The 24,049-nt window shown below is 69.0% G+C and carries 17 protein-coding genes; 14 read left to right on the top strand and 3 right to left on the bottom strand.

Annotation, left to right across the window (positions count from 1 at the left end; genetic code table 11):
- The first annotated feature begins 798 nt into the window (after positions 1 to 798).
- The 7 genes from ABTU92_RS08065 to ABTU92_RS08095 all read left to right on the top strand — a co-directional run bounded on the left by ABTU92_RS08065 (position 799) and on the right by ABTU92_RS08095 (position 8,942).
- Positions 799 to 1,722, top strand: coding sequence for an amidohydrolase family protein (locus ABTU92_RS08065; protein ID WP_111358297.1), 924 nt, complete (start codon positions 799 to 801; stop codon positions 1,720 to 1,722).
- A 20-nt stretch (positions 1,723 to 1,742) separates the two neighbouring features.
- A complete protein-coding gene (locus ABTU92_RS08070) occupies positions 1,743 to 2,678 on the top strand; it encodes an amidohydrolase family protein (protein WP_111358298.1) in 936 nt (311 codons plus the stop codon).
- 68 nt (positions 2,679 to 2,746) lie between these two features.
- Positions 2,747 to 3,622, top strand: a complete 876-nt coding sequence (locus tag ABTU92_RS08075; protein ID WP_408089408.1) for an FAD binding domain-containing protein — start codon at positions 2,747 to 2,749, stop codon at positions 3,620 to 3,622.
- Entirely contained in the window at positions 3,622 to 4,137 is a 516-nt protein-coding gene (locus tag ABTU92_RS08080) for a (2Fe-2S)-binding protein (protein ID WP_408089410.1), read from the top strand. The genes ABTU92_RS08075 and ABTU92_RS08080 overlap by 1 nt, the downstream gene beginning before the upstream one ends.
- 155 nt (positions 4,138 to 4,292) lie before the next feature.
- The gene (locus ABTU92_RS08085; RefSeq protein ID WP_408089412.1) at positions 4,293 to 5,306 is read left to right on the top strand and encodes an ABC transporter substrate-binding protein; all 1,014 of its coding nucleotides are present in this window, start codon (positions 4,293 to 4,295) and stop codon (positions 5,304 to 5,306) included.
- Positions 5,307 to 5,489: 183 nt separating this feature from the next.
- On the top strand, positions 5,490 to 7,772 hold the full coding sequence (locus ABTU92_RS08090) for a xanthine dehydrogenase family protein molybdopterin-binding subunit (protein ID WP_408089414.1): 2,283 nt from the start codon (positions 5,490 to 5,492) through the stop codon (positions 7,770 to 7,772).
- A gap of 165 nt (positions 7,773 to 7,937) precedes the next feature.
- A complete protein-coding gene (locus ABTU92_RS08095) occupies positions 7,938 to 8,942 on the top strand; it encodes a CobW family GTP-binding protein (protein ID WP_408089416.1) in 1,005 nt (334 codons plus the stop codon).
- Positions 8,943 to 9,119: 177 nt separating this feature from the next.
- Here the strand turns inward: ABTU92_RS08095 and metZ are convergent, their stop codons facing one another.
- The gene (gene metZ / locus ABTU92_RS08100) at positions 9,120 to 10,340 is read right to left on the bottom strand and encodes an O-succinylhomoserine sulfhydrylase (protein ID WP_408089418.1); all 1,221 of its coding nucleotides are present in this window, start codon (positions 10,338 to 10,340) and stop codon (positions 9,120 to 9,122) included.
- 391 nt (positions 10,341 to 10,731) lie between these two features.
- Between metZ and egtB the strand changes: the two genes are divergently transcribed.
- The 6 genes from egtB (at position 10,732) to ABTU92_RS08130 (ending at position 18,549) form a co-directional block, all read left to right on the top strand.
- Entirely contained in the window at positions 10,732 to 12,024 is a 1,293-nt protein-coding gene (gene egtB / locus ABTU92_RS08105; RefSeq protein WP_408089420.1) for an ergothioneine biosynthesis protein EgtB, read from the top strand.
- A gap of 47 nt (positions 12,025 to 12,071) precedes the next feature.
- Positions 12,072 to 13,040 (top strand): L-histidine N(alpha)-methyltransferase, encoded by a 969-nt coding sequence (gene egtD, locus ABTU92_RS08110; RefSeq protein WP_408089422.1) that lies wholly within the window; start codon positions 12,072 to 12,074, stop codon positions 13,038 to 13,040.
- Between the two features lie 150 nt (positions 13,041 to 13,190).
- On the top strand, positions 13,191 to 14,072 hold the full coding sequence (locus ABTU92_RS08115) for a polysaccharide deacetylase family protein (protein WP_408089424.1): 882 nt from the start codon (positions 13,191 to 13,193) through the stop codon (positions 14,070 to 14,072).
- 238 nt (positions 14,073 to 14,310) lie between these two features.
- A complete protein-coding gene (locus ABTU92_RS08120) occupies positions 14,311 to 16,317 on the top strand; it encodes an amidohydrolase (RefSeq protein ID WP_408089426.1) in 2,007 nt (668 codons plus the stop codon).
- 67 nt (positions 16,318 to 16,384) lie between these two features.
- Positions 16,385 to 16,978, top strand: coding sequence for a TRAP transporter small permease subunit (locus ABTU92_RS08125; protein WP_408089428.1), 594 nt, complete (start codon positions 16,385 to 16,387; stop codon positions 16,976 to 16,978).
- Positions 16,979 to 16,980: 2 nt separating this feature from the next.
- The gene (locus tag ABTU92_RS08130) at positions 16,981 to 18,549 is read left to right on the top strand and encodes a TRAP transporter large permease subunit (protein ID WP_408089430.1); all 1,569 of its coding nucleotides are present in this window, start codon (positions 16,981 to 16,983) and stop codon (positions 18,547 to 18,549) included.
- A gap of 3 nt (positions 18,550 to 18,552) precedes the next feature.
- On the opposite strand, the gene ABTU92_RS08135 is transcribed toward ABTU92_RS08130, so the two are convergent.
- Positions 18,553 to 20,577, bottom strand: coding sequence for an AI-2E family transporter (locus ABTU92_RS08135; RefSeq protein ID WP_408089432.1), 2,025 nt, complete (start codon positions 20,575 to 20,577; stop codon positions 18,553 to 18,555).
- 330 nt (positions 20,578 to 20,907) lie between these two features.
- Here ABTU92_RS08135 and glgX point away from each other — a divergent pair, with 330 nt between their 5' ends.
- On the top strand, positions 20,908 to 23,103 hold the full coding sequence (glgX, locus tag ABTU92_RS08140) for a glycogen debranching protein GlgX (RefSeq protein WP_408089434.1): 2,196 nt from the start codon (positions 20,908 to 20,910) through the stop codon (positions 23,101 to 23,103).
- A 147-nt stretch (positions 23,104 to 23,250) separates the two neighbouring features.
- Here glgX and ABTU92_RS08145 read toward each other — a convergent pair whose 3' ends face one another.
- Positions 23,251 to 23,934 carry a DUF4167 domain-containing protein gene (locus ABTU92_RS08145; RefSeq protein ID WP_408089436.1) on the bottom strand — a complete coding sequence of 228 codons (684 nt, stop codon included), beginning with the start codon at positions 23,932 to 23,934 and terminating at the stop codon, positions 23,251 to 23,253.
- Between the last annotated feature and the right edge of the window lie 115 nt (positions 23,935 to 24,049).

Raw genomic sequence — 24,049 nt, forward strand, 5'->3', positions numbered from 1 at the left:
CTCCACACCGGCTCGGGCGATCCGCATCCGGACCGCGCTCGCCCTCGGCACCGATCGTCCCGCGGTCCTTTCGACCGCACATGCGTCGCGGATCTGCCGCAGCGCATGGTCACGTCACATCTGCACAAAAAATCCGCAGACACGACAGCATCTGCGAGTGTCGAAATACAGGAAACACGTATCTCTCGGTATCCGGGAGACCACCGAGGCCGATCAACACATGATTGTCACGGTCTGCGCGACGGATCTTCTCACGTCGATGCGCTTCACCGCGGTGAACCATCACGATCCTGATGCGCGAGGCCCATCCCGCAACACGATCCGTGTCGTGTAACGAGATGTTCATCATTGTTCCGACCCGCGCGGCGCCGGCGTGCGGCATCATCTGCTTCGAATCCCGTGCGACCCCGTCGTCCCGCACTGTGCCTGTTCTTGACCGCTCCGGACCGTTCGTCTATGCAACGCGAACGTCGGTAGAAGCGGTCAGCCGAACAATATAACACTTGCGCCACCCGCGTGCGAGTGCCGGTTCGGTCGGAGATTGCTGACAGACACGTGAAGTTCGCGCTGCTTGTTTGCGCTGCCGAACTTCGATCTCGTCGCAACTCGTCTCGACCGGACGCTCACCGTGCCGTCCACCCGGTTTCGTGATCTTCGCGTGCGTGATCTCCGCGTACGTGAATGTCGTGCAAGTCGTCCGCACCCGCCGTGCCTCCGCACGGCCGCCTGCGGCGCAGCCCCGACACGGCCCGCGTCCCGTCCCGCCTGCGACCCCTGCGATCCGCAAGGAGTGATCTGATGATCATCGATATCAGCTGCTACCCGACGAACATCGTCGACCTCGCCTGGCGGCATGACGGCGAGCCGTTCACGGGCGAGCGCCTGCTGAAGATGATGGACGGCCCCTACTGGGTGAACGGCAAGCCGCGCCGCGTCGACAAGGCGTTCATCCAGCCGCCCCAGGGCAACACGCTCTACACCGACGGCGTGCTCGAGAAGGCCGGCCGCGACGGCATCGACGAGTATATGGCCTACACGCTCGAGCTGGTGCGCAAGTATCCGGACCGGTTCATCGGCTGCTTCGTCTACAATCCGCGCTACGGCGTGAAGAACGGCGTCGAGGCGATCGAGCGCTACGTCAAGCAGCACGGTTTCAAGATGGTGCAGTTCCAGGCGAACATGCACTGCTATCGTCCCGACCGCGCCATGGACTGGCTGCAGCCCGCGATGGAGAAGTGCGCCGAGCTCGGCGTGCTGGTGAAGCTCCACACCGGTGACGGCCCCTACTCGATCCCCAACGAGTGGACGCCGATCATGTACAAGTACAAGACCGTGAACTTCATCATGGCGCATTTCGGTGTGCAGACCGGCGGCGTCTACTGCTTCGAGCCGTTCCAGCTCGCCATGGACAACCCGAACGTCTTCTGCGAGTCCGGCTGGTGCCTGCAGTCGCGCATCGTCGAGTTCTCCAAGGATCTGCCCAAGAACAAGATCCTGTTCGGTACCGACACGCCGCCGAACGAGCCCGGCATGTGGCTGCGCCATCTCGAGGTGCTGTGCACCGAGCCGCCGCAGGGCCTCAACCTCGACGAGGACACGCTCGAGGACTACTTCGGCAACAACGTCGCCCGGATGATCGGGCTCGAGCCGACCGCCCCGCCGAAGAGCCGCGAGGAGGCCGAGGCCTATCTCGCCGCCTGCAAGCAGCGCGAAGCGGCCTGACGCATTTCGGAGAGAGCCCGATGATCATCGACACCCACCTGCATCCCACCAACCTGGTCGACGAGGCGTGGCGCCACACCGGCACGCCCTTCACGGGCGAGCGCCTGCTGAAGATGATGGACGGCCCCTACATGATCAACGGCAAGCCGCGCCGGATCGACATGGGCTTCATCCAGCCGCCGCCCGGCAACACCGGCTACCGCGACGGCAATCGCATGGGTCGCGAGGGCATCCGCGACTACATGAGCTACATCGCGGAGCTGTGCCAGAAGTATCCGGACCGCTTCATCGGCAACTTCACGTTCAACCCGCGCTGGGGCCCCGAGAACGGTGCCGCCGAGCTCGAGTTCCACGTGAAGGAGTACGGCTTCAAGATGCTGAAGCTGCACGCCAACATGCACGGCTACCGGCCCGACCGCGCGCTCGACTGGCTGCGCCCGGCGATGAAGAAGTGCGCCGAGCTGGGCGTCGTCGTGCTGATCCACACGGGTGACGGCCCCTATACGATCCCGACCATGTTCTATCCGGTGATCCGCGAGTTCCCGATGGTGAACTTCATCATCGGCCACTTCGGCATCCAGACCGGCGGCAACTACTCGTTCGAGGCGTTCTGGATGGCGATGGACACGCCGAACGTCGTCTGCGAGTCGGGCTGGTGCTTCCAGTCGCGCATCGTCGAGTTCGCCCGCGAGCTGCCCCGCCACAAGATCGTGTTCGGCACCGACTCGCCGCCGAACGAGCCCGGCATGTGGCTGCGCGAGCTCGAGGTGCTGTGCTCGCCGCCGCCCCACGGCATCAATCTCGACGAGGACGGCCTCGAGGACTACATGGGCAACAACATCGCTCGCATCTGCGGTATCCCGACGACGCCGCCGCCGCGCACCCAGGAAGAGGCGCTGGCCCGCCTGAAGGACACCTATGCGATGGTCGAGCCGCGTCCCACGGTTCCGGCCTGAGTCATCGTCCAATGCGGCGGGCGGGGAGACATCCTCGCCCGTCGTTCCCTTGTCCGGCGCGGCGTCCCATGCATCCCTTCGCCTTTTTTCAACCGAAGACTCTCGACGAGACGATCGCGCTCCTGTCGCAGCACGGCCGCACGGCCGACCTGATGGCGGGCGGCACCGATCTGCTCGTGGAGATCAAGGAAAGCATTCGCCGGCCGGCCGTCGTCGTCGACATCAAGAAGGTGCCGGGCCTCGGCGATCTCGTCTGCGACGCGACGCAGGGGCTTCGCATCGGCGCGCTCGTGACGGTACGCGCCATCGAGACCTCGCCCGCGGTCCAGCGCCTCTATCCGGCTGTAGCGCAGGCCGCGCAAGAAATCGGCTCGATCCAGATCAGGAACCGGGCGACCGTCGTCGGCAATGTCTGTCGCGCCTCGCCATCGGCCGACACGCTGCCGCCGCTGATCGCCTGCGGCGCGACGATCGAGATGGTGGGCCCGAGCGGGCCGCGCCGCCTGCCGCTCGAGGAGTTCTTCACCGGTCCGGGCAAGACCGCGCTCGGTCCGAGCGAGATCGTCACCGCCCTCGTGCTGCCGCCGCCGGCTGCCGCGAGCGGTGCCGACTACATCAAGCACGGCCGCCGCCGCGCCATGGAGCTGGCGACCGTCGGGGTCGCGGTGTCGCTGCGCCGCGACGGCGACGTCTGCCGCGACCTGCGCATCGTGCTCGGTGCCGTGGCGCCGACGCCGATCCGGGCGTGCGCCGCCGAGACCGCGCTGGAGGGCGCCGTTCCCGACGAGACGACGATCGCCGCAGCGGGCCGCATGGCGCGTGAGGACTCGCGGCCGATCAGCAATGTGCGGGCGAGCGCCGACTATCGCCGCGCCATGGTCGAGGTGCTGACGCGCCGCGCCGTCGCGACGGCGTGGGCGCGGGCCTGCGGGGAGACCCGGTGATGACCATCTCGACCACGACCGTCTCTAGCGTTCCGATCAACGTCACGATCAACGGCGAAGCGCGCGAGCTCGTCGTCGCGCCGTCGCGCACGCTGCTCGACGTGCTGCGCAACGAGGCCGGCCTCACCGGCACCAAGAAGGGCTGCGACGTCGGCGATTGCGGCGCCTGCACGGTGCTGCTCGACGACGTGCCGGTGAATTCCTGTCTCGTGCTGGCCGTCGAGGCCGACGGACGCAGCGTCACGACGATCGAGGGGATCGCCCCGGATCCCGACCGCCTGCACCCGCTGCAGGAGAACTTCATGGCGCTCGGCGCCTCGCAATGCGGCTTCTGCACGCCCGGCATCATCGTGATGGCCAAGGCGCTGCTCGACAAGAACCCGAACCCGACCGAGGAGGAGATCCGCTTCGGCCTCGCCGGGAACATCTGCCGCTGCACCGGCTACACCAAGATCGTCGAGGCCATCCAGGTGACGGCGCGGCAGATGGCCGCGGCCGGCCCGGACGGCGCCTGAATAACATGCAGGCCGTCGACGGCGCTGCCGCGGGTCGCGGCACGCCGTGGCGCCGGAACGCGGAATTCGAGGCGAACCGTGGCCCGTACAATGGCATGTGGTTTGCCTGCAAAGACGGCAGTGGATCCCCGTCGGGATTCCCGGGAGCGTCAGACATGATCAGATCAGTTCTTGCCGGAACCGTCGCCTCGCTGCTCGCCGCCGTCGCGGCGGTGCCCGCCTTGGCCGACACCGACATCAAGTTCGCCCTCGACTGGAAGTTCGAGGGTCCGACGGCGCCGTATTTCGTCGCCATCGACAAGGGCTACTACAAGGCCGAGGGCCTCAACGTGTCGATCGACACCGGCGCCGGCTCGGTGTCGGGCATTCCGCGCGTCGCGGTCGGCACTCATCAGCTCGGGTTCTTCGACCTCAACTCCGTCGTCCGCTTCCGCGACCAGAATCCCGAGAAGGACATCAAGGTCGTGATGATGCTGTACGATCGCCCGCCCTTCGCGATCGGGACGCTGAAGAAGACCGGAATCGCCAAGCCGAAAGACCTCGAGGGCAAGGTGCTCGGCGCGCCGGCGGCCGACGGCGCCTTCGCGCAGTGGAAGGCCTTCGTCCAGGCCAATGCGATCGACGAGTCGAAGGTGAAGATCGAGAACATCGGCTTCCCGGTGCGCGAGCCGATGCTCGCCGACGGCAAGGTCGACGCCATCACGGGCTTCACGTTCTCGATGCACTTCAACCTGCTGCAGAAGGGCATTCCGGCCGACCAGATCCAGATGCTGGTGATGTCCGACCACGGCCTGTCGCTCTACGGCAACGGCATCATCGTCAATCCGGACTTCCTCAAGAACAATCCGGAGGCCGTGAAGGGCTTCATCCGGGCCACCATCAAGGGCCTGCAGGACACCGTGAAGGATCCGGCGACCGCCGTGAAGGCGGTGATGAAGCGCTACGAGACCGGTGACGAGAAGACGGAGCGCGAGCGGCTCGAGCTGGTGCTGCGCGAGCACGTGGTCACGCCGTGGGTGAAGCAGAACGGCGTCGGCGACGTCGACCCGGCCCGTCTCGCCAAGTCGGTGGAGCAGATCGGCGTCACCTACGCGTACAAGAACAAGCCCTTCGCGATCGACGTGTTCACCAACAAGTACCTGCCGCCGGCGGCGGACCGGAAGCTGTGAGGACGTGACGTCCGTGGGCCTCGTGTCCCGGACGTGTCGTAGCGGACCAGCAGTCCGCTGCGACACCGAGCCGGGACCCAGGGGCCCAGGAGCGCGGACGGGCGAGAACTGGGTCCCGGGTCTGAGCGCGTCACGGTGTGACGCGCTCCGCCCGGGACACGAGGTGCGAGGAACAGGGCGGCCATGACTTCAGTGATCGGCAAGAGCGTCAAGCGCACCGACACGCTCGGCAAGGTGACGGGCGGCGCCGTCTATGCGGGCGACGTGGTCCTGCCGGGCCAGCTGCACGGCAAGATGAAGCGCGCCACCGTGGCGCATGCCCGCATCGTGTCGATCGACACCAGCAAGGCGCTGGCCCTGCCCGGTGTGAAAGCGATCCTCACCCATGCCGACGTGCCGCGCGTGCTGCACTACGGCTCGCCGCATCCGCGCTCCGCGTCGGTGACGCAGGACCAGTACATCCTCGACACCAAGGTCCGTTACTACGGGGAAGGCGTCGCCGCGGTCGCCGCGACCTCCGAGGAGATCGCCGAGCTCGCCTGCGAGCTGATCGAGGTCACATACGAGCCGCTGCCGGCCGTGTTCACGGTCGAGGACGCGCTGAAGCCCGACGCACCGATGATCCACGACGTCGGCCCCGGCGGAAATCTCGTTCTGCCGCCCTTTGTCGTCACGCGCGGCGACGTTGAAAAAGGCTTCGCCGAGGCCGACGTGATCGTCGAGGGCGAGTACGGCATGGGCCGGCCGACGCCGGCCTACATGGAGCCGAACGTCTGCGTCTGCCAGTGGGATCCGCTCGGCAAGCTGACCATCTGGACGTCGACCCAGAGCCCCTTCATGGTGCGCGGCACGCTCGCCGAGGTGCTGGGCCTGCCCCTCAACAAGGTGCGGGTGCTGGTCGATCACATGGGCGGCGGCTTCGGCGCCAAGCAGGATCTTTTCCAGCACGAGTTCCTGTGCGCGCTCCTGGCGCAACGCACGCGGCGCCCGGTGCGCATGGAGTTTTCGAGGAAGGAGACGTTTCTGGGTGGCCGCACGCGGCATCCTGGAACCGTATGGATCAGACAAGGGTTCAAGCGCGACGGCACCATCACGGCGCGCGAAGCGAAGGTGGTGTTCAACAGCGGCGCCTACGGCTCGCACGGGCCGGGCGTCACGGCGGTCGGCACCGCGGCGCTGACCTCGCTCTATCGCTGCGAGAACGTGCGGCTGGAAGGACGCTGCGTCTACACCAACACGCCGATCGCCGGTGCCTTCAGGGGCTACGGCGTGGTGCAGACCTATTACGCCCTCGACATCCTGATGGACGAGGCGGCCGAGACGCTCGGGATGGATCCGGCGGAGCTGAAGCTGAAGAACGCGGTGCGCGAGGGCGACGTCGCGCCCTCCAATCATCCGCTCACGGGCCATGGGCTGGAAGACTGCATCCGCCGCGGCATGGAGGAGACCGGCTGGGCCTCGCGGTCCGCGTCACGGCCTTCGGCGAAGGCCAGCCGGCTGCGCCGCGGCTGGGGCATGGGCTGCGAGATGCACGGCTCCTCCGCCTATCCGGGCATCAAGGAGCAGGGCAACGCGGTCGTCCGCATGAACGAGGACGGCTCGGTGACGCTGATGACCGGCACCACCGGGCTGGGCACCGGCGCGCACACCGCGCTCGCCCAGATCACGGCCGAGGAGCTCGGCGTGACGTTCGACGACGTCGCCGTGGTGCACGGCGACACCGACGTGGTGCCGTGGGACATCGGCGCCTTCGCCAGCCACACCACCTTCATGGCCGGTCGCGCCTGCCAGATGGCGGCCGCGCAGGTGAAGGCGAAGGTTCTGGCGCGCGCCGCCGACAAGATGGAGGTCGCGGCCGGGGATCTCGAGATCAAGGACAGCGTCATCACTGTGAAGGGCGTGCCCGGACTGTCGATGACGGTGCGCGACGCGATCGCGGCCGAGAAGGGCATCCCGGCGCCGCAGCTCCTCGGCGAGGGCAGCTATCACCCGACCAAGTCGTATTCGTTCGCGGCGCATTTCGTCGAGGTCGAGGTCGACACCGAGACCGGCCACGTGACCGTGCTGCAGGTCGTGCCCGTGCACGAGATCGGCAAGATCATCCATCCGATCGCGGCGGCCGGCCAGATCGAGGGCGGCATCCAGCAGGGCATCGGCCACACGCTGAGCGAGGACTTCGTGGTCGATCATCGTGACGGCCGGCCGCTCAATGCGAGCTTCGTCGACTACAAGATGCCGCTCGCCATGGACATGCCGCCGATCCGGACCATCATCCTGGAGACGGCGCCGTCCGACGGCGGGCCGTTCGGCGCCAAGGGCGTCGGCGAGGATCCGATCATCGCCATCGGCCCCGCCATCGCCAATGCCATCCACGACGCGATCGGCGTGCGCTTCCGCCACTATCCGATCACGCCGGAGCAGATTCTCTCTGCGCTCGCCGAGCGCGAGGGCGCGCAGGCGGCGTGACCGGTCTCTCTCCGTCACCCTGAGGTGCCGCGCGAAGCGCGGCCTCGAAGGGCGACGGCCCGCCGATCCGGGGCCGCATCCTTCGAGGCTCGACCTGCGGTCGAGCACCTCAGGATGAGGGTCTGAATCAGAAACGACAGAATTCCAGCCCTGCCGGGTGAGACAATGACCGACACCAGCAATCAGACGCCCGTCCCCGTCACCATCCTCACGGGCTTTCTCGGCGCCGGCAAGACGACGCTGCTGAACTACATCCTCACCGAGCGGCACGGCCACCGCATCGCCGTGATCGAGAACGAGTTCGGCGAGGTGAACATCGACTCCGGTCTCGTCCTCACCTCGGAGGAGGAGATCTACGAGATGACCAACGGCTGCATCTGCTGCACGGCGAGCGTCCGCCAGGACCTCATCGAGGTGCTGCAGAAGCTGATGGCGCGTCGCGAGAAGTTCGATCACATCCTGGTCGAGACGACCGGCATCGCCGATCCGACCCCGGTCGCGGCGGCGTTCTTCGTCGACGCCGAGGTGGCGAAGCAGGTCAGCCTCGACGGCATCGTCACGCTGGTCGATGCCATGCATATCGGCCGGCATCTCGACGACCCGGATCTGCACGGCGTCGACAACCAGGCCGTCGATCAGATCGTCGCGGCCGACCGGCTGATCGTCAACAAGGTCGATCTCGTCGACGAGCCTGAGCTCGCCACGATCGAGAGCCGCATGCGCGGCCTCAACGCGACGGCCGAGATCATCCGGTCGAGCTACGCCAAGGTCGAGCTGGAGAAGATTCTCGGCATCGGCGCCTTCGACCTCTCGAAGACGCTCGCCGCCGACGAGCAGTTCCTCGACGTCCATCATCACCATCACGAGCACGACCCCGGGCTGGAGACGATGTCGTTCGTCGATCCGGGGTCGTTCGATCGCGACAAGCTCGAGGCGTGGCTGCGGGATTTCCTGGCCGCGCACGGCGACGACGTGTTCCGGCTCAAGGGCATCGTCGCGATGGCGGGCGACGCCCGGCGTCACGTCATCCAGGGCGTCCATCGCCTGATGGAAATCCGCTCCGCCGATCCGTGGGGCAAGCAGCCGCGCGCCTCGCGCATCGTGCTGATCGGCAAGAAGCTCGACCGCGAAGCCGTCACGGCGGGCCTGCGCGGATGTCTGGTGGAGTAGGGGTAGGGCAGGTGGCTCGGGGCGGACTTGCTCCGCCTCGCCCCTCATGGTGAGGAGCGCTCCGCAGGAGCGCGTCTCGAACCATGCGGCCGGTTCAGCGGCCGCCCTCGTCCTTCGAGACGCGGACCTGCGGTCCGCTCCTCAGGATGAGGGCGGAGAGTTGCTGTCGCGGTGCATTCAAAGCACCGTCGCCGCCTGCTTCAGATCGGCCAGCAGGTCGTCGATGTGCTCGAGGCCGACCGAGAGGCGCAGCGTGCCGTCGGCGATGCCGAGCGCGGCGCGCTCCTCCGGCTTGAAGCGCGAATGCGTCGTCGTCGCCGGGTGCGTGATCAGGCTCTTCACGTCGCCGAGATTGTTGGAGATCGAGACGAGCTTCAGGGCGTTCTGGAACCGGAAGGCGCCTTCCTTGCCGCCCGTCACGTCGAAGGCGATCAGGGTGGAGGCGCCGCTCATCTGCCGGGCGACCACGTCGGCCTGCGGATGGTCCTCGCGGCCCGGATAGATCACCTTGGTGATGCCGGGAATCGACAGCATCGCGTCGGCGAGCCTGCCGGCCGTCTCGGTCTCGCGGGCGAGCCGCACCGGCATCAGCTCGAGACTCTTCAACAGCACCCAGGCGTTGAACGGCGAGATCGCCGGGCCGGTCATCCGCAGATAGAGCTGGATGCGCTCCTCGATCAGCGCCTTCGACGCGAGGATCGCGCCGCCCATGCAGCGGCCCTGGCCGTCGATGTGCTTGGTCGCCGAATAGACGACGACGTCGGCGCCGAGGGCCAGCGGCCGCTGGTAGAGCGGCGTCGCGAACACGTTGTCGACGATCAGCAGCGCCCCGACCGCGTGCGCGATCTCGGCGATCGCGGCGATGTCGAGCACTTCGAGCGTCGGGTTGCACGGCGTCTCGAGGAAGAACACGGTGGTGCTCGGCGTCGCGGCCGCGCGCCGCCACTGGTCCAGATCGGTGCCGTCGACCAGTGTCGAGGTCACACCGAAGCGCGGCAGCATCTCCTCGATGATCCACCGGCACGAGCCGAACATGGCGCGCGGCGCCACCACGTGGTCGCCGGCCCTCACGAGCCCCATGATGGCGCCGTTCACGGCCGCCATGCCGGTTGCGACGGCGCGGCACGCCTCCGCGCCCTCCAGCGCCGCCAGCCGGTCCTCGAACATTGTCGTCGTCGGGTTGCTGTAGCGCGTGTACTGGTAGCCCGGGTCCTCGTTCTTGAACCGCGCCTCGCAGGTCTCGGCGCGGTCGTAGACGAAGCCCTGGGTGAGGAACAACGCCTCCGACGTCTCGCCGAACTGCGATCGCAGGGTGCCGCCGTGCACCAGGCGGGTCTCGGGATGGAGGTGGGCGTCCGCCGCGGGGGGGCCGGGCGGCAGGGATTTGGTGTCGAGCATCGGGCGAATTTCGTCTGGCCGGGACCGTGGCGGGACGGTCCGGAGGAAGGAGGCCGCCGCAGCGGGGCGGCCGGTTCACCGTCATAGAGCACAAGCGGCCCGGCGCGACCAGGGGGCGCGGGATGGAGGCTGGCGGCCGCGATGCTCTCCCGGCCCGGAACCGGCGGTGTCCCCGAAACGCGCGCGCCGATCACCGTCTCGTGTCCGCCGGTGATCGCAGCGTGCGGTGACGGAGGCGCGCCTCGCGCCTAGATGGAGAAGACCTCGGCGTCGGGCTGGCGCCGGGCGGGAACCCCTGCGCGCCGCGCGGGTTCACGGTGAACGGGCGGTATCGGGTTCGCCATGCCTCCCGACTGTGCCACGACCCGCCCCACCGCGATCGGACACCAGAATGAGCACGACGGCCGTCACGCCGCGCCGCGGCGCCTCGACCCGACCCCGGCCCGCCGACCGCGTCGGGGCCGACGACGCGGCGACCCGTGACGCGCCGGCGACCGCCGGGGCGCGCCCGTCCGACCTGCGCGACGCCGTCCGGGCCGTGCGGTCGCACACCGAGCGGCTCGCGGCGCCCCTGTCGGCCGAAGACCAGGTGATCCAGTCGATGCCGGACGCGAGCCCGACCAAGTGGCATCGCGCGCACACGACCTGGTTCTTCGAGCAGTTCCTGCTGGAGCCGCACGCGCCCGGCTACCGGCGTTTCGACGACCGTTTTCCGTTCCTGTTCAACTCGTATTACGTCGCCGCCGGGCCGCGCCACGCGCGGCCGCGTCGCGGCATGATCACGCGGCCCGACGTCGCGACCGTCACGGCCTACCGGGCCCATGTCGACGCGGCGATCGACGCGCTGCTCGCCGACGCGACGGCGCTGACGCCCGAGATCGCGACCATCGTGGAGATCGGCCTCAACCACGAGCAGCAGCACCAGGAACTTCTGCTCACCGACATCCTGCACGCCTTCTCCGAGAACCCGTGCCTGCCCGCCTACGATCCGGACTGGCGCTGGCGCGCGGCCGCGCGCGCGCCCGGCACGCTGATGATTCCGGAGGGGATCCATACGGTGGGCCACCAGGGTGGCGGCTTCGCCTATGACAACGAGAGCCCCGCCCATCGCGTGCTGGTCGGACCCGTCGCGATCGCGCGCGGGCTCGTCACCAATGACGACTGGCTCGCCTTCATGCGCGACGGCGGCTACGACAACGCCGCCCTGTGGCTCTCCGACGGGTACGCCGCCGTGCAGGCCGAGGGTTGGCGGGCGCCCGGCCACTGGCGCGAGCACGACGGACGCTGGCAGGTGATGACGCTCGGCGGCCTCGTGCCGGTCGATCCCGCCGCGCCCGTCTGTCACGTCAGCTACTACGAGGCCGAAGCCTTCGCGCGCTGGTCCGGCCGTCATCTGCCGAGCGAGTTCGAGTGGGAGGTCGCGGCGCGCTCGGGCGAACTCGCCGATGCGTTCGGCGTTGTCTGGCAGTGGACCCGCAGCGCCTACGCGCCCTATCCGGCCTATCGGGCCGCCGACGGCGCGCTCGGCGAGTACAACGGCAAGTTCATGGTGAACCAGATGGTGCTGCGCGGCTCCTCGCTCGCCACGCCGCCGGGCCACGCCCGCGCCACCTATCGCAACTTCTTCCCGCCGTCGGCGCGCTGGCAGTTCACCGGCGTGCGGCTGGCGAGCTTCCCGGCCTGAACGGCGCGCGTCACCGGCCCGCGCCCCGGATCGATCGAGGACCCCCGATGACCGCCCATGTTCGCCTGCCGCGTACGCTTCCCGTCGACGATACGGCGCACCGCGCCTTCCTGGCCGACGTCGTCGCGGGCCTCTCGGCCGATCCGAAGACCATTCCGCCGAAGTACTTCTACGACGAGCGCGGCTCTCAGCTGTTCGAGGCGATCACGAGGACGCCCGAGTACTATCCGACCCGCACGGAGACGAGCATCCTGACCGCGCGGGCGGCCGAGATCGCCGCCTTCATCCCGCAGGATGCGGTGCTGGTCGAGTTCGGCGCCGGCGCCTTGACCAAGGTGCGCATCCTGCTCGACGCCGCTCCGGTGCGCGCCTTCGTGCCGGTCGATATCTCCGAGGCGTTCCTGCGCGGTCAGGCGGCGCGGCTGTCGCGCGAGATGCCCGGACTGCAGGTGCTGCCCGTGGTGGCCGACTTCACGGCATCGTTTCCTCTCCCGGCCGAGGTGGCGACCGCCCCCAAGGTCGGCTTCTTTCCGGGATCGACCATCGGCAATTTCGAGCCGCACGAGGCGACCGCCTTCCTGCGTCACGCCGGCGCGTTGCTCGGCCCGGGGGCGCGGCTGATCCTCGGCGTCGACCTGGTGAAGGACTCGGACGTCCTCGTCGCCGCCTACAACGACGCCGCCGGCGTCACGGCCGAGTTCAATCTCAATCTGCTGCGCCGGATCAATCGCGAGCTCGGCGCCAACTTCGATCTTTCGGCGTTCTGGCATCGCGCCGTCTACAACCGCGAGCAGCACCGGATCGAGATGCATCTCGCCAGCAAGGCGCGCCAGCGCGTCCGGGTCGACGGCCGCTGCTTCGACTTCCGCCGCGGCGAGACCATCCACACCGAGAACAGCTACAAGTACACGCCCGATCTGTTCCGCACGCTGGCCTCCGGCGCCGGCTGGCGGGTCGCGACGACCTGGACGGACCCGCAGAAGTGGTTCGCCGTGCACGCGCTGGTGCGGGACTGATCGCGGTCCGTCGCGTTTCGGAAGGCGAACCGGCGCGGCCGGACGGCGCGGAAGCAATGCAGCGGGCGGGGTGGACGGGCGCCGGGGCCACATTATAGTTCGGCCACCCGATCTGGTTCCGCCCCCCGTTCCCGCCATCGAAGAGATCCCATGTCCGCCGAGCTCGACTTCGTCGCGCGCGACACGCGCGTCACCCGTCTCGACACCGGCTTCCGCTGGCCTGGCGGCCGGCACGTCGCCGTGATCCTCAACCTCGCCTACGAGGCGTGGTCGGACGGCAAGGCGCCCGGCGTCGGCCCGATGGGAAACCCGCTGCCGGCCGGCGCCTTCGACACCAACGCGCTCTCCTGGGGCCACTACGGCGTCGCCCGCGGCATCGATCGGTTGCTGCGTAACCTCGGGCGCCACAAGGCCCGCGCCAGCGTGATGACGTCCGGCGTGCTCGCCGAGCGCACCCCCGCCGTGCTGAAGCGCATGGTGGAGGAGGGCCACGAGATCGTCGCCCATGCCTGGGCCCAGGACGTGATCCCGGCGACCCTGACGCTCGAGCAGGCGAAGGCCGACATCGACAAGACCACGCAGGCGATCGAGAGCGTCTCCGGCAAGCGTCCGGTCGGCTGGATCAGCCCGCGCGGCACGCCCTCGCGCGACGGCTCGCGCCTGCTGATCGAGGCCGGCTATCTGTGGCAGGGCGACGTGTTCGACGACGAGCGGCCTTATATTCAAACCTGCGAAAACGGCCGCATCGTCGCGATCCCGCTCACCATGGAGATCAACGATCTCCCGCACGCCATGCGATTCGGCCGCTCGCCGCGCGATTTTGTTACAATGTTCGACGACCTGCTCGCGAACGTGCTGGCGAGCGAGGATCAGGCGTTGGTGATCGACGTGACGGCACATTGTCACGTCTTCGGCCGCCCGTCGGGCGCCTGGGCCTACGAGGCGATCGTCAAGACCGTGATGGAGCGCGACGACGTCCATGTCGCGACCCGCGCCGAGATCGCCGACCACGTGCTGAAGACCGCCGGCTGAGCGGCGCTTCACGCGCATTCCCTACGTGTCTCTTTCCGGCCCGTCGCGCTCCGCGCGGCGGGCCTTTCGTTATTTCACGATCCAGACCTGTCGTGCGCGCCGCGATCGTGATCTGTCACGTCGCGGCATTCTCGCTGTTGACCGCGCCGCCGCGCTCACGCACTCTCCGCGCCAACAAACGTATTCGGACGCGCCCCGCTTTCGCGTCCGTGCAACGAAGACGACCCGGAGAGGAAACATGTGCCTGTTCTGCGCTACAAAACCGTTCGGCTTCTCGGCGGCCTCGTTGTCGCGACGCCATTTCTTGGGCGGCGCGGCCGCGATGGGCGGCCTCTATGCGGCCGCCAAGGTGATCGAACCGACCGCCGCGGTCGCGCAGAGCGGCGCGCAGGGCGGCAAGGCCGACATCATCATCGAGAACGCCAAGGTGGTGACGCTCGATCCCAAGACGCCGCGTGCGGAAGCGATCGCAGTGGCGGGCGACAAGATCGTCGGCGTCGGGGCGCGGCGTGACCTCGAGACGTTCCGCGGCCCCGCGACCAAGATCGTCGACGCCGGCGGCCGGACCGTCATCCCGGGCCTCAACGACGCCCACACGCATTTCATCCGCGGCGGCCTCACCTACTCGCAGGAGGTCCGCTGGGACGGCGTGCCCTCGCTCGCGCTCGCCCTGCAGATGCTGAAGGAGCAGGCGGCCCGCACGCCGGCGCCGCACTGGGTGCAGGTGATGGGCGGCTGGACGCCGCACCAGTTCAAGGAGAAGCGGCTGCCGACGCTCGCCGAGATCAACGCGGCGACCGGCGACGTGCCGTGCTACGTGATGCATCTCTACGACCGCGGCTTCGTCAACAAGGCGGGCCTGCGGGCGCTCGGCTGGAACCGCGACACGCCGGATCCGTTCGGCGGCGTCATCGCCCGCGACGGCAGCGGCATGCCGACCGGCCTCGTCATCGCCACGACGAGCCTCGTGAGCCTGCTCTCGGTGTTTGGCAAGATCCCGAAGCTGTCGCCCGAGGATCAGGTCACCTCGACCCGCCACATGATGCGCGAGCTGAACCGGCTCGGCATGACCAGCCTCATCGACGCCGGCGGCGGCGGCCAGAACTATCCCGAGCACTATCAGGCGATCGCCAAGCTCGCCGCCGACAAGGCGCTCACCGTGCGCATCGGCTACACCCTGATGGCGCAGCGCCCCGGTCGTGAGATCGAGGATTACAAGGGCTGGCTCGCCACCGCCAAGCTCTACGAGGGCGACGACTACTTCCGGCTCTCCGGCGCCGGCGAGTACACGGTGTGGGCGGCCGGCGACAACACCAACTTCGCCAAGGATCCGATCCGCCAGCCGCCGATCATGGAGGAGAAGCTCGCCGAGGTTCTCACCTTCGTGGCGCAGAACGGCTGGCCGTTCCGCATGCACGCCTCGTTCGACTTCACGGCGAGCCGCATCCTCGGCGTGGTCGAGAAGGTCCACAAGGAGGTGCCGGTCGACAAGCTGCGCTGGGGCCTCGAGCATTGCGAGGGCATCTCGGCGCGCTCGCTCGAGCGGCTGCAGGCGCTCGGCGGCAGCCTCGGCATCCAGAACCGCATGTCGCTCGACGGCGAGGCCTATGTCGAGAAGTGGGGCATGGACGCGGCCGCCGACGCGCCGGCCTTCGCCCGCATCCGCGAGATGGGCATCCCCTACGCCCTCGGCACCGACGGCAACCGCGCCGCGAGCCACAATCCGTGGGTCGGCATCGAGTGGCTGGTCACCGGCAAGACGGTCGGCGGGCTGCGCCACGCCTCGGACCGCAATCTGCTCAGCCGCGAGGAAGCGCTGAAGGCCTACACGGCGAACGGCGCCTGGATCACCCGTGAGGAGGACAAGAAGGGCACGATCTCGGTCGGCAAGTGGGCCGATATCGCGGTGCTCAACGAGGACTACTTCGCGGTGCCGGAGAACCGCATCTCGCAGATGAGCGCGGCCATGACCATGGTGGGTGGCAAGATCGTCCACGGCGAAGGCGCGTTCGCGAGCCTCGCGCCGACGGCGCTCGCGGTCGCCCCCGACTGGCTGCCGATCAAGCACTATGCGGGCTATGGCCGGCAGGCTTCGGCGGACTTCGGGCCGCGCCACGCGGGGCTCGGGTCGGGACCCGACGACGGCCGCGCGCTCGCCGCCGCCATGATCGCCGACGCGATGCCGACCGTGGTCGGCGACGACGGCCGCAGCTGGACGCTCGGCTGCGGCTGCGGGCTGCTCTGACGCGACGCACGGCCGCGCCACGCGGCGCGGCCTTCTGTCCCGGGGCCGGACCGGCGTATAAGGCGCCATGTCCGGTCCCGGTTTCGTTTCACCCGTTCTGTTTCCGCCGCCCGCGCCGCGCGGCGCGCCGGCGGGCGGCCGCCTGATCGCGGTCGCCGACGTGATCGACCGAGTCACCGGCGGCGTGTTCCGGCTCGCCGCCTGGGGCGCGCTCGTCGTCGTGCTCGTCCAGCTCGCCGTTGTGCTGCTGCGCTACGCCCTCGGCCTCGGCTCGCTGTGGCTGCAGGAGACGGCCGTCTACGCCCACGCCGGACTGTTCCTGCTGGCCGCCGCCTTCACGCTGGCGCGTGGCGGCCATGTGCGGGTCGACATCTTCTACGCGACGATGGCGCCGCGGCGCCGTGCCTGGGTCGACGCGCTCGGCACGCTCGTCTTCCTGGTGCCGTTCGCGATCGTGCTGCTGTGGCTGTCGGTGCCCTATGCGGCGCGCTCCTGGGCGTTGATGGAACGCTCGCGCGAGGCGAGCGGCCTGCCGCTGGTGTTTCTGCTCAAGACGCTGATCCCGCTCTTCGCCGTGCTGATGTTCTGTCAGGGCGTCGCCCAGCTCTGCCGCGCGCTCGCGGTGCTGCGCGGCGACACCGACGCGGCGGTGGACGCGTGACCATGGACCTCCAGAGCCTCGTCGCGATCGCCATGGTCGTCACCGCCGTCGCGTTGCTGATGATCGGCTTCCCGGTGGCGCTGACACTCGCCGGCGTCGCGTTGATCTTCGTCGCCATCGGCGACGTCCTGGGCGTGATGGCGCCGAGCCTGCTCGGCGCCCTGCCCCAGCGCATTTTTGGCGTGATGACCAACGAAGTGCTGCTGGCCATCCCGCTGTTCGTCTTCATGGGCGTGATGCTGGAGCGTTCGCGCGTCGCCGAGGATCTCCTGGAGGCGATGGGCCGCCTGTTCGGCGCGCTGCGCGGCGGGCTCGCCGTCGCGGTCGTGATCGTCGGCGTGCTGCTCGCCGCCGCCAAGGGCATCGTCGGCGCCACCACGGTCACGATGGGCCTGATCGTGCTGCCGACCATGCTGCGGCACGGCTACGACAAGCGCCTCGCCGCCGGCACCGTGGCGGCGACCGCGACGCTCGCCCAGATCTTCCCGCCCGCGACCGTGCTGGTGCTGCTCGGCGACCAGATGAGCAACGCCTATCAGGCGGCCCAGCTCGCGCAGGGCAACTTCGCGCCGCAGTCCGTCACGGTCGCGGATCTGTTCGCCGGCGCCATCGTGCCCGCCTTCGGGCTCGTCGCGCTCTATCTCGTCTTCCTGATCGGCGTCGCGATCGTCGCGCCGAAATCCTCGCCGGCCATCCCGCCCGATCCCGATGCGCCGCGCGGCCTCGCGCTGGCGCGCCGGACGCTCGCCGTCCTGGTCGCGCCGATCCTGCTGATCGTCGCCGTGCTGGGCTCGATCCTCGGCGGTCTCGCGACGCCGACCGAGGCGGCCGCGGTCGGTGCTTTCGGGGCGATGCTGCTCGCGGCGCGGCCCGATCCGCGCGCCTGGGTGCCGTGGCTCGTCCTGATCGCGGTCGTGATTGCCGCGTTGCGGTTCGTCTCGGAGCGCGGCTTCGATCCGCGCGGCCTACTCGCCGGCGACCCCGTGGCTCTCGTGCCGGCTGCGCTGCTCGTCGTCGCGGCAGCCTTGCTGCTGCAGCCCGTGCTGCGGGTCCATCGTGAAAACTATCTCGTGCCGGTGCTGGCCCGCACGGCCGAGGTGACCAGCATGATCTTTCTCATCCTGATCGGCGCGACGCTGTTCAGCCTGGTCTTCCGCGGGCTCGGCGGCGACGATCTCGTCCACCGCGCGCTCGCCGACCTGCCGGGCGGTACGGCCGGAGCGCTGCTCACCGTGATGCTGGCGATCTTCCTGCTCGGCTTCGTGATGGACGCCTTCGAGATCATCTTCGTCGTCGTGCCGATCGTCGCCCCGGCGCTGCTGCAGCTGCCCGGCGTCGACCCGGTGTGGCTCGCCGTGATGATCGCGCTGAACCTGCAGACCTCCTACATCCACCCGCCGCTCGGCCCCACCTTGTTCTTCTTGCGCGGCGTCGCGCCGAAGGAGATCACCACGGCCCACATCTATGTCGGCGCGATCCCGTTCGTGCTGATCCAGCTCCTCGCGCTCGTCGGCCTGTGGCTCGTGCCCGGCCTCGCGACCTGGCTGCCCGGGATCCTCTATCTCGGCTGAGCTTCACGCCGGTGCGGCCGGCGCCATCGACAGGACCGGCGTGACGGGCCGTTCCGCATCGGGCTGTGGACGGTCTGCGGCCTCGTCCGACCGCGTCGGAGCGGACGCCGCTGCGGCGTCGACGCAGGCGTTCACGGCGTCGGTGAGCGAGTCGACGTAGAAATCGGCGCCCATGGTGGCGCGGATGCTCTCGCCTTCGGCGGAATCGTCGCGCTCCGGCCACAGGCCGACCAGGATCCGTACGCCGGGGAGCTGTCGCCGCAGGCGCCGGATCAGATAGCGGGTGCGGGCGAGATGGCCGGTCGAGTCGACGAGCGAGATGCAGACGAACGCGATCCCGTCCGGGTTCAGGGCGGCGACGTGGGTGCGTGACAGGCGGTCGCTCGCCAGCGGGCGCGCGCCGAGCCCGTGCTTGCCGAGCAGCTGCATCAGCATGGCGGTCGCCGCCTCGTCGAGCGGCGTCGCGCCGGCGATGCACAGCACCGGCGACGGGCAGGCCCAGGCGCCAGTGCGTTCCTCCGGGGGCGGGGCGAACCGACCGGGCGGCGCGTCGTCCTCGCCCTCCGGCTCGACCGGGACGGGGCTCGCGCCCTCGACGGCGGGGGCCGGTGCGCGATCCTGATAGTCGTCGAGCTCCTCGACCAGCTCGGTCACGGCGTCGGCGATGGCACGGATGCGTGCCGGCCCGAGCACGCCGCGTGACGAATCCTCGGCGGCGAGCGCGAGGCCGCGCAACGCCACCTCGTCGTAATAGGCGGACAGCGATCGTGTCTTCAGCAGGATCTCGGCCTGGTCCTGCACCTCGTCCGGATCGGCGGCGAGCATGCGCTGGTAGAACGTCTCGGTCGCGGTCAGGGCCGGCCGGTCGCCGAGCAGCACGTCGAGAAACTCGAGTCGCTCGACGTGACGGCCGAGCACGACAAGGCAGAGCGTCAGCGGCGTCGCCAGGACGAGGCCGATCGGGCCCCACAGCCAGGTCCAGAACACGGTCGCGATCAGCACCGACACGGGCGACAGGCCGGTCGAGTGGCCGTAGGCGACCGGCTCGACGACCTGGCCCAGCAACGGCTCGGTGGCGAGGAACAGCGCCAGCACCCAGAAGAACATGGTCCAGCCGGGATCGACCGCGGCTGCGACCGCGAGCGGCAGCAGGGTCGAGATCCAGGCGCCGACATAGGGGACGAAGCGGCACAGGGCGGCGACGATGCCCCACAGGACCGGGCTCGGCAGGCCGATGAACCAGAGCCCGACCGTCACCAGCACGCCGAAGCCGGTGTTGAGCGCGAGCTGTGTGAGAAAGAACTTGCTGAGCCGCCGCCCCGCATCGTTGAGCGCCACCGTGGTGCGGTGGAGATCGCGCGAGCCGAACAGCCGGATGAAGCGATCGCGCAGATCCTCCTTCTGCAGCAGGATGAAGGTGGCGAAGACGAGCACGATGCCGAGCGTCGCGAGCGGGCTGAGCACCGGCGACACCCACTGCTGCGCGAGGGCCAGTGGCGATTGCTGGGCCGACTCCCCGCCGTTCTGACCGCCGTTCTGTGCAGGCTTCTGGCCGCTCTGCTCCTGCGGCGCGGGCGTGGGCGCCCCGGCGGGCTCGCCGGCCGCGTCGGGGCGCATGTGCTCGAGCTGCGCGATCAGCCGCGTCACGCGCCCGAGCGTCTGCTCGCGCACCACCTCGACCTTGTCCCGGATCGTCGTCTCGTAGCGCGGCAGATCCTGGGCGAAGCTCGCGATCTGGCTGGCGATCACGGCGCCGATCGCCGACAACACGGCGAGCGCGACGATGACGGCGACGATGACGGCCGGCACCCGCCCGAGCCGCATCCAGCGCAGCGCCCGCACCAGCGGCGCGAGCACGAAAGTGAGCAGCACCGCGAGCGTGATCGGCACCAGCACGTCGCGGCCCAGATAGAGCGCGGCGACCACCACGACGCCGACCGCGAGGGTCAGAAGCTCCGCCAGCGTCGGGCTATCGGCCGAGGGGATCTGCGCAGCGCCGCGCCCGTTGTCGGCCACACGGTCGGCCATGTCGTCTCGCTCCTTCGTGGTCCGCCCGCGGTCGGAGGACCGGAGGGGCGCCGCGCAAGACAACGCGCCGCGGCCGAAACGGTGCCGCCGTGCCGTGCGGTCGTGCGCAAGGGGAGGTCGCTGCGCCGCGAGATCGCCGGATGGAACTTTCCGGGAGCGGGCCGGTTGAGAGTCGCCGGCCGGGGAGCATCATCATGCTCCTCCGTGGCCGTCGTCCGAACTTCCCGGCGTTCAGACGCGAAGCGCTCTCGCGCCCCGATCGGGGCCGCGGAGGGCGGTGCGTCGCCGAGCCGCCGGACGCCCTCGATCCTCCGGTGGAGACCGAAAGCGATGACCCAGCACGTCACCCCGCCGACCGCGGCGACGCCCGTGAAGCCGCGCTCCAGCGCCGGCGCGACGCGCATTCGCGAAGGCTCGCCGCATCCGCTCGGCGCCACCTGGACCGGGCTCGGCGTCAACTTCGCGCTGTTCTCGGCGCACGCCACCAAGGTCGAGCTCTGCCTGTTCGACGACGCCGGCGAGACGGAGCTCGAGCGGATCGAGCTGCCGGAGTTCACCGACGAGGTGTGGCACGGCTTCCTGCCCGACGCGCGGCCCGGCACCATCTACGGCTACCGGGTGCACGGCCCCTACGAGCCGCAGAACGGGCATCGCTTCAATCCTAACAAGCTGGTGCTCGACCCCTACGCCAAGGCGGTGTTCGGCCAGATCAAGTGGGGCCCCGAGCTGTTCGGCTATCAGCTCGAGAGCGGCGACGACACCACGTTCGACGAGCGCGACAGCGCTCCGAACAATCTGAAAGGTCGGGTCGTCGATCCCGCCTTCACCTGGGGCGACGTGCGCTCGCCCAAAGTGCCGTGGGACCGCACCATCGTCTACGAGATGCACGTCAAGGGCTTCACCAAGCTGCATCCTGACGTGCCGGAGCCGCTGCGCGGCACCTTCCGAGGCCTGTGCCAGCCGAGCGTGATCCGGCATCTGCGCGATCTGGGCGTCACCGCCGTCGAGCTCCTGCCGATCCACACCTTCGTCGACGACACCTATCTGACTGAAAAGGGCCTGGTGAACTACTGGGGCTACAACACCATCGCGTTTTTCGCGCCGGCGCGCCGCTACGCCGCCGTGCCGGACTTCGCCTTCTCCGAGTTCAAGGAAATGGTGGCACGGCTCAACGACGCCGGCATCGAGGTGATCCTGGACGTCGTCTACAATCACACGGCGGAAGGCAACGAGCGCGGCCCGACGCTGTCGTTCAAGGGCATCGACAACGCCGCCTACTATCGCCTGCTGCCCGACCAGCCGCGCTACTACATCAACGACACCGGCACCGGCAACACGCTGAACCTCTCGCACCAGCGCGTGCTGCAGATGGTCACCGACTCGCTGCGCTACTGGGTGGCGGAGATGCGGGTCGACGGCTTCCGCTTCGATCTCGGCACCATCCTGGCGCGCGAGCCCTACGGCTTCGACGAGGGGGGTGGCTTCCTCGATTCGTGCCGGCAGGACCCGGTGCTCTCTTCGGTCAAGCTGATCACCGAGCCGTGGGACTGCGGGCCGGGCGGCTATCAGGTCGGCCGCTTCCCGCCCGGCTGGGCGGAGTGGAACGACCGCTATCGCGACACGATGCGAAAGTTCTGGAAGGGTGACGAAGGGCAGATCGGCGAGTTCGCCGGCCGGCTCACCGGCTCGGCCGATCTGTTCAATCGCCGCGGCCGCAAGCCGTGGGCGAGCGTCAACTTCATCACGGCACACGACGGATTCACGCTGAACGACGTGGTCAGCTACAACGACAAGCACAACGAGGCGAACGGCGAGGACAACCGCGACGGCCACAACGCCAACTACACCTGGAATCACGGCGCCGAAGGCCCGACCGACGATCCCGACATCAAGGCGTTGCGCGAGCGCCAGAAGCGCAATCTGCTGGCGACCCTGCTGCTCAGCCAGGGCACGCCGATGATCACGGCCGGCGACGAGTTCGGCCGCACCCAGCACGGCAACAACAACGCCTACTGCCAAGACAACGAGATCAGCTGGGTCGACTGGAATCTCACGCCGGAAGGGCAGGCCCTCTTCGACTTCACGTCGCGCGTCATCGCGATCCGGAGAGACTACGCGATCCTGCGCCGCAATCGCTTCCTCACCGGCGAGTGGAACGAGGATCTCGGCATCCGCGACGTGACCTGGCTCACGCCGGCCGGCACCGAGATGGGATCCGAGCAGTGGGACGATCCTTACGCCAAGTGCATGGGGGTGATCTTCGACGGCCGCGCCCAGGAGACCGGCATCCGCCGGCTCGGCCACGACGCGACCATGCTGCTGATCGTCAACGCCGCCGAGATCCCGGTGAAGTTCACGCTGCCGGAGGTCGCGGGCGGTCGCGGCTGGCTCCGCCTGATCGACACCAATGTCGAGACGATCGAGCCGGAGGAGGACGATCTCGAGCGCTTCGACTTCGGCCACGACTACGAGGTGACGGCGCGCTCGCTGCTGCTGCTGCGGCTGCTGCCGGCGCGCCGGCGCTGAGGGCAGGGCGCCGAAGCTCCGCGCGCTCGCCCTCCAGCGGAAGCATCAAAAAAACGCCGTCACCTCGGGGGGTGACGGCGTTGCTCTTGTCGAACGTCTTTCTGTTCGGAAGAGGCTCGCGAAGCGCGGGTCGAAAGCAGGCGCGCCTTACTCCTGCGAGGGGGCCGATCCCTCGTCGCTCGACTCGCTGCCCGCCGCGCCCTCGCCGCGCGCGTTGCGGTGCCGACGGCGCCGGCGATGCAGCGGGAAGCGGTCGGCGCCGCCCTGGCCGCCCTGCTGACCTTCGAAGCCGTTCTGGGCGAAGCCCTGCGCCGCCTGCTGCTGGGGCGCCGGTGCGCCGGTCACGAAGGACGGCAGGCGATCGATGCCCTCGTCGGCAGTCGCCGGCTGCGGCTGACGCGCATAGGGCTGCTCGCGCGGCGTGAAGAACTGCGCGTCGCGCGGCAGATAAGGCTGCGGATCGCGGGTGCCGAAGGTCGGCTGCTCGCCGGTGCCCGGCAGGCTCGGCTGGTCGTCGCCCTCGTCGTCGTACATGTCGTCGCGCGAGTCGGCGGCGCCCTCGCCGCGGAAGAACGGCCGCTCGGGGCGGAACTGCTCGTTCGCCGTCGCGATCAGACGGAAGTAATGCTCGGCATGCTGGAAATAGTTCTCGGCCGAAACCGGATCGCCGGAGGACTGCGCGTCGCGCGCGAGCTGCATGTACTTCTCGGCGATGTGCGAAGCGGTGCCGCGGATCTTCACGTCGGGGCCGTTGGACTCGTAGACCCGGGTGAGGGGATTGTGGCTCTTGCGGTTGCGGCCCCGCATGCGCTTGTTCTGACCGTTTCTCATGATCGGCTTATGGCCACCTCTGATTGCGGCGGGTCCACCGCCGGTTAGATCAATGGTTGCATGCATCGGCCCACGGCCGATCTTCACCGGACTGCAACCGCGCGCAGCCGATGCT

The organism is Rhodoplanes sp. SY1 (assembly GCF_046000175.1).
Taxonomy (GTDB): Bacteria; Pseudomonadota; Alphaproteobacteria; order Rhizobiales; family Xanthobacteraceae; genus Rhodoplanes.

Bases quoted from the DNA above. Each gene is read 5' to 3' on its own strand.
- ABTU92_RS08065 (WP_111358297.1), top strand. From the start codon at position 799: ATGATCATCGATATCAGCTGCTACCCGACGAACATCGTCGACCTCGCC.
- ABTU92_RS08130 (WP_408089430.1), top strand. From the start codon at position 16,981: ATGGACCTCCAGAGCCTCGTCGCGATCGCCATGGTCGTCACCGCCGTC.
- ABTU92_RS08125 (WP_408089428.1), top strand. From the start codon at position 16,385: ATGTCCGGTCCCGGTTTCGTTTCACCCGTTCTGTTTCCGCCGCCCGCG.
- ABTU92_RS08085 (WP_408089412.1), top strand. From the start codon at position 4,293: ATGATCAGATCAGTTCTTGCCGGAACCGTCGCCTCGCTGCTCGCCGCC.
- ABTU92_RS08115 (WP_408089424.1), top strand. From the start codon at position 13,191: ATGTCCGCCGAGCTCGACTTCGTCGCGCGCGACACGCGCGTCACCCGT.
- metZ (WP_408089418.1), bottom strand. From the start codon at position 10,340: ATGCTCGACACCAAATCCCTGCCGCCCGGCCCCCCCGCGGCGGACGCC.
- ABTU92_RS08095 (WP_408089416.1), top strand. From the start codon at position 7,938: ATGACCGACACCAGCAATCAGACGCCCGTCCCCGTCACCATCCTCACG.
- ABTU92_RS08070 (WP_111358298.1), top strand. From the start codon at position 1,743: ATGATCATCGACACCCACCTGCATCCCACCAACCTGGTCGACGAGGCG.
- egtB (WP_408089420.1), top strand. From the start codon at position 10,732: ATGAGCACGACGGCCGTCACGCCGCGCCGCGGCGCCTCGACCCGACCC.
- egtD (WP_408089422.1), top strand. From the start codon at position 12,072: ATGACCGCCCATGTTCGCCTGCCGCGTACGCTTCCCGTCGACGATACG.
- ABTU92_RS08080 (WP_408089410.1), top strand. From the start codon at position 3,622: ATGACCATCTCGACCACGACCGTCTCTAGCGTTCCGATCAACGTCACG.
- glgX (WP_408089434.1), top strand. From the start codon at position 20,908: ATGACCCAGCACGTCACCCCGCCGACCGCGGCGACGCCCGTGAAGCCG.
- ABTU92_RS08135 (WP_408089432.1), bottom strand. From the start codon at position 20,577: ATGGCCGACCGTGTGGCCGACAACGGGCGCGGCGCTGCGCAGATCCCC.
- ABTU92_RS08145 (WP_408089436.1), bottom strand. From the start codon at position 23,934: ATGAGAAACGGTCAGAACAAGCGCATGCGGGGCCGCAACCGCAAGAGC.
- ABTU92_RS08120 (WP_408089426.1), top strand. From the start codon at position 14,311: ATGTGCCTGTTCTGCGCTACAAAACCGTTCGGCTTCTCGGCGGCCTCG.
- ABTU92_RS08075 (WP_408089408.1), top strand. From the start codon at position 2,747: ATGCATCCCTTCGCCTTTTTTCAACCGAAGACTCTCGACGAGACGATC.
- ABTU92_RS08090 (WP_408089414.1), top strand. From the start codon at position 5,490: ATGACTTCAGTGATCGGCAAGAGCGTCAAGCGCACCGACACGCTCGGC.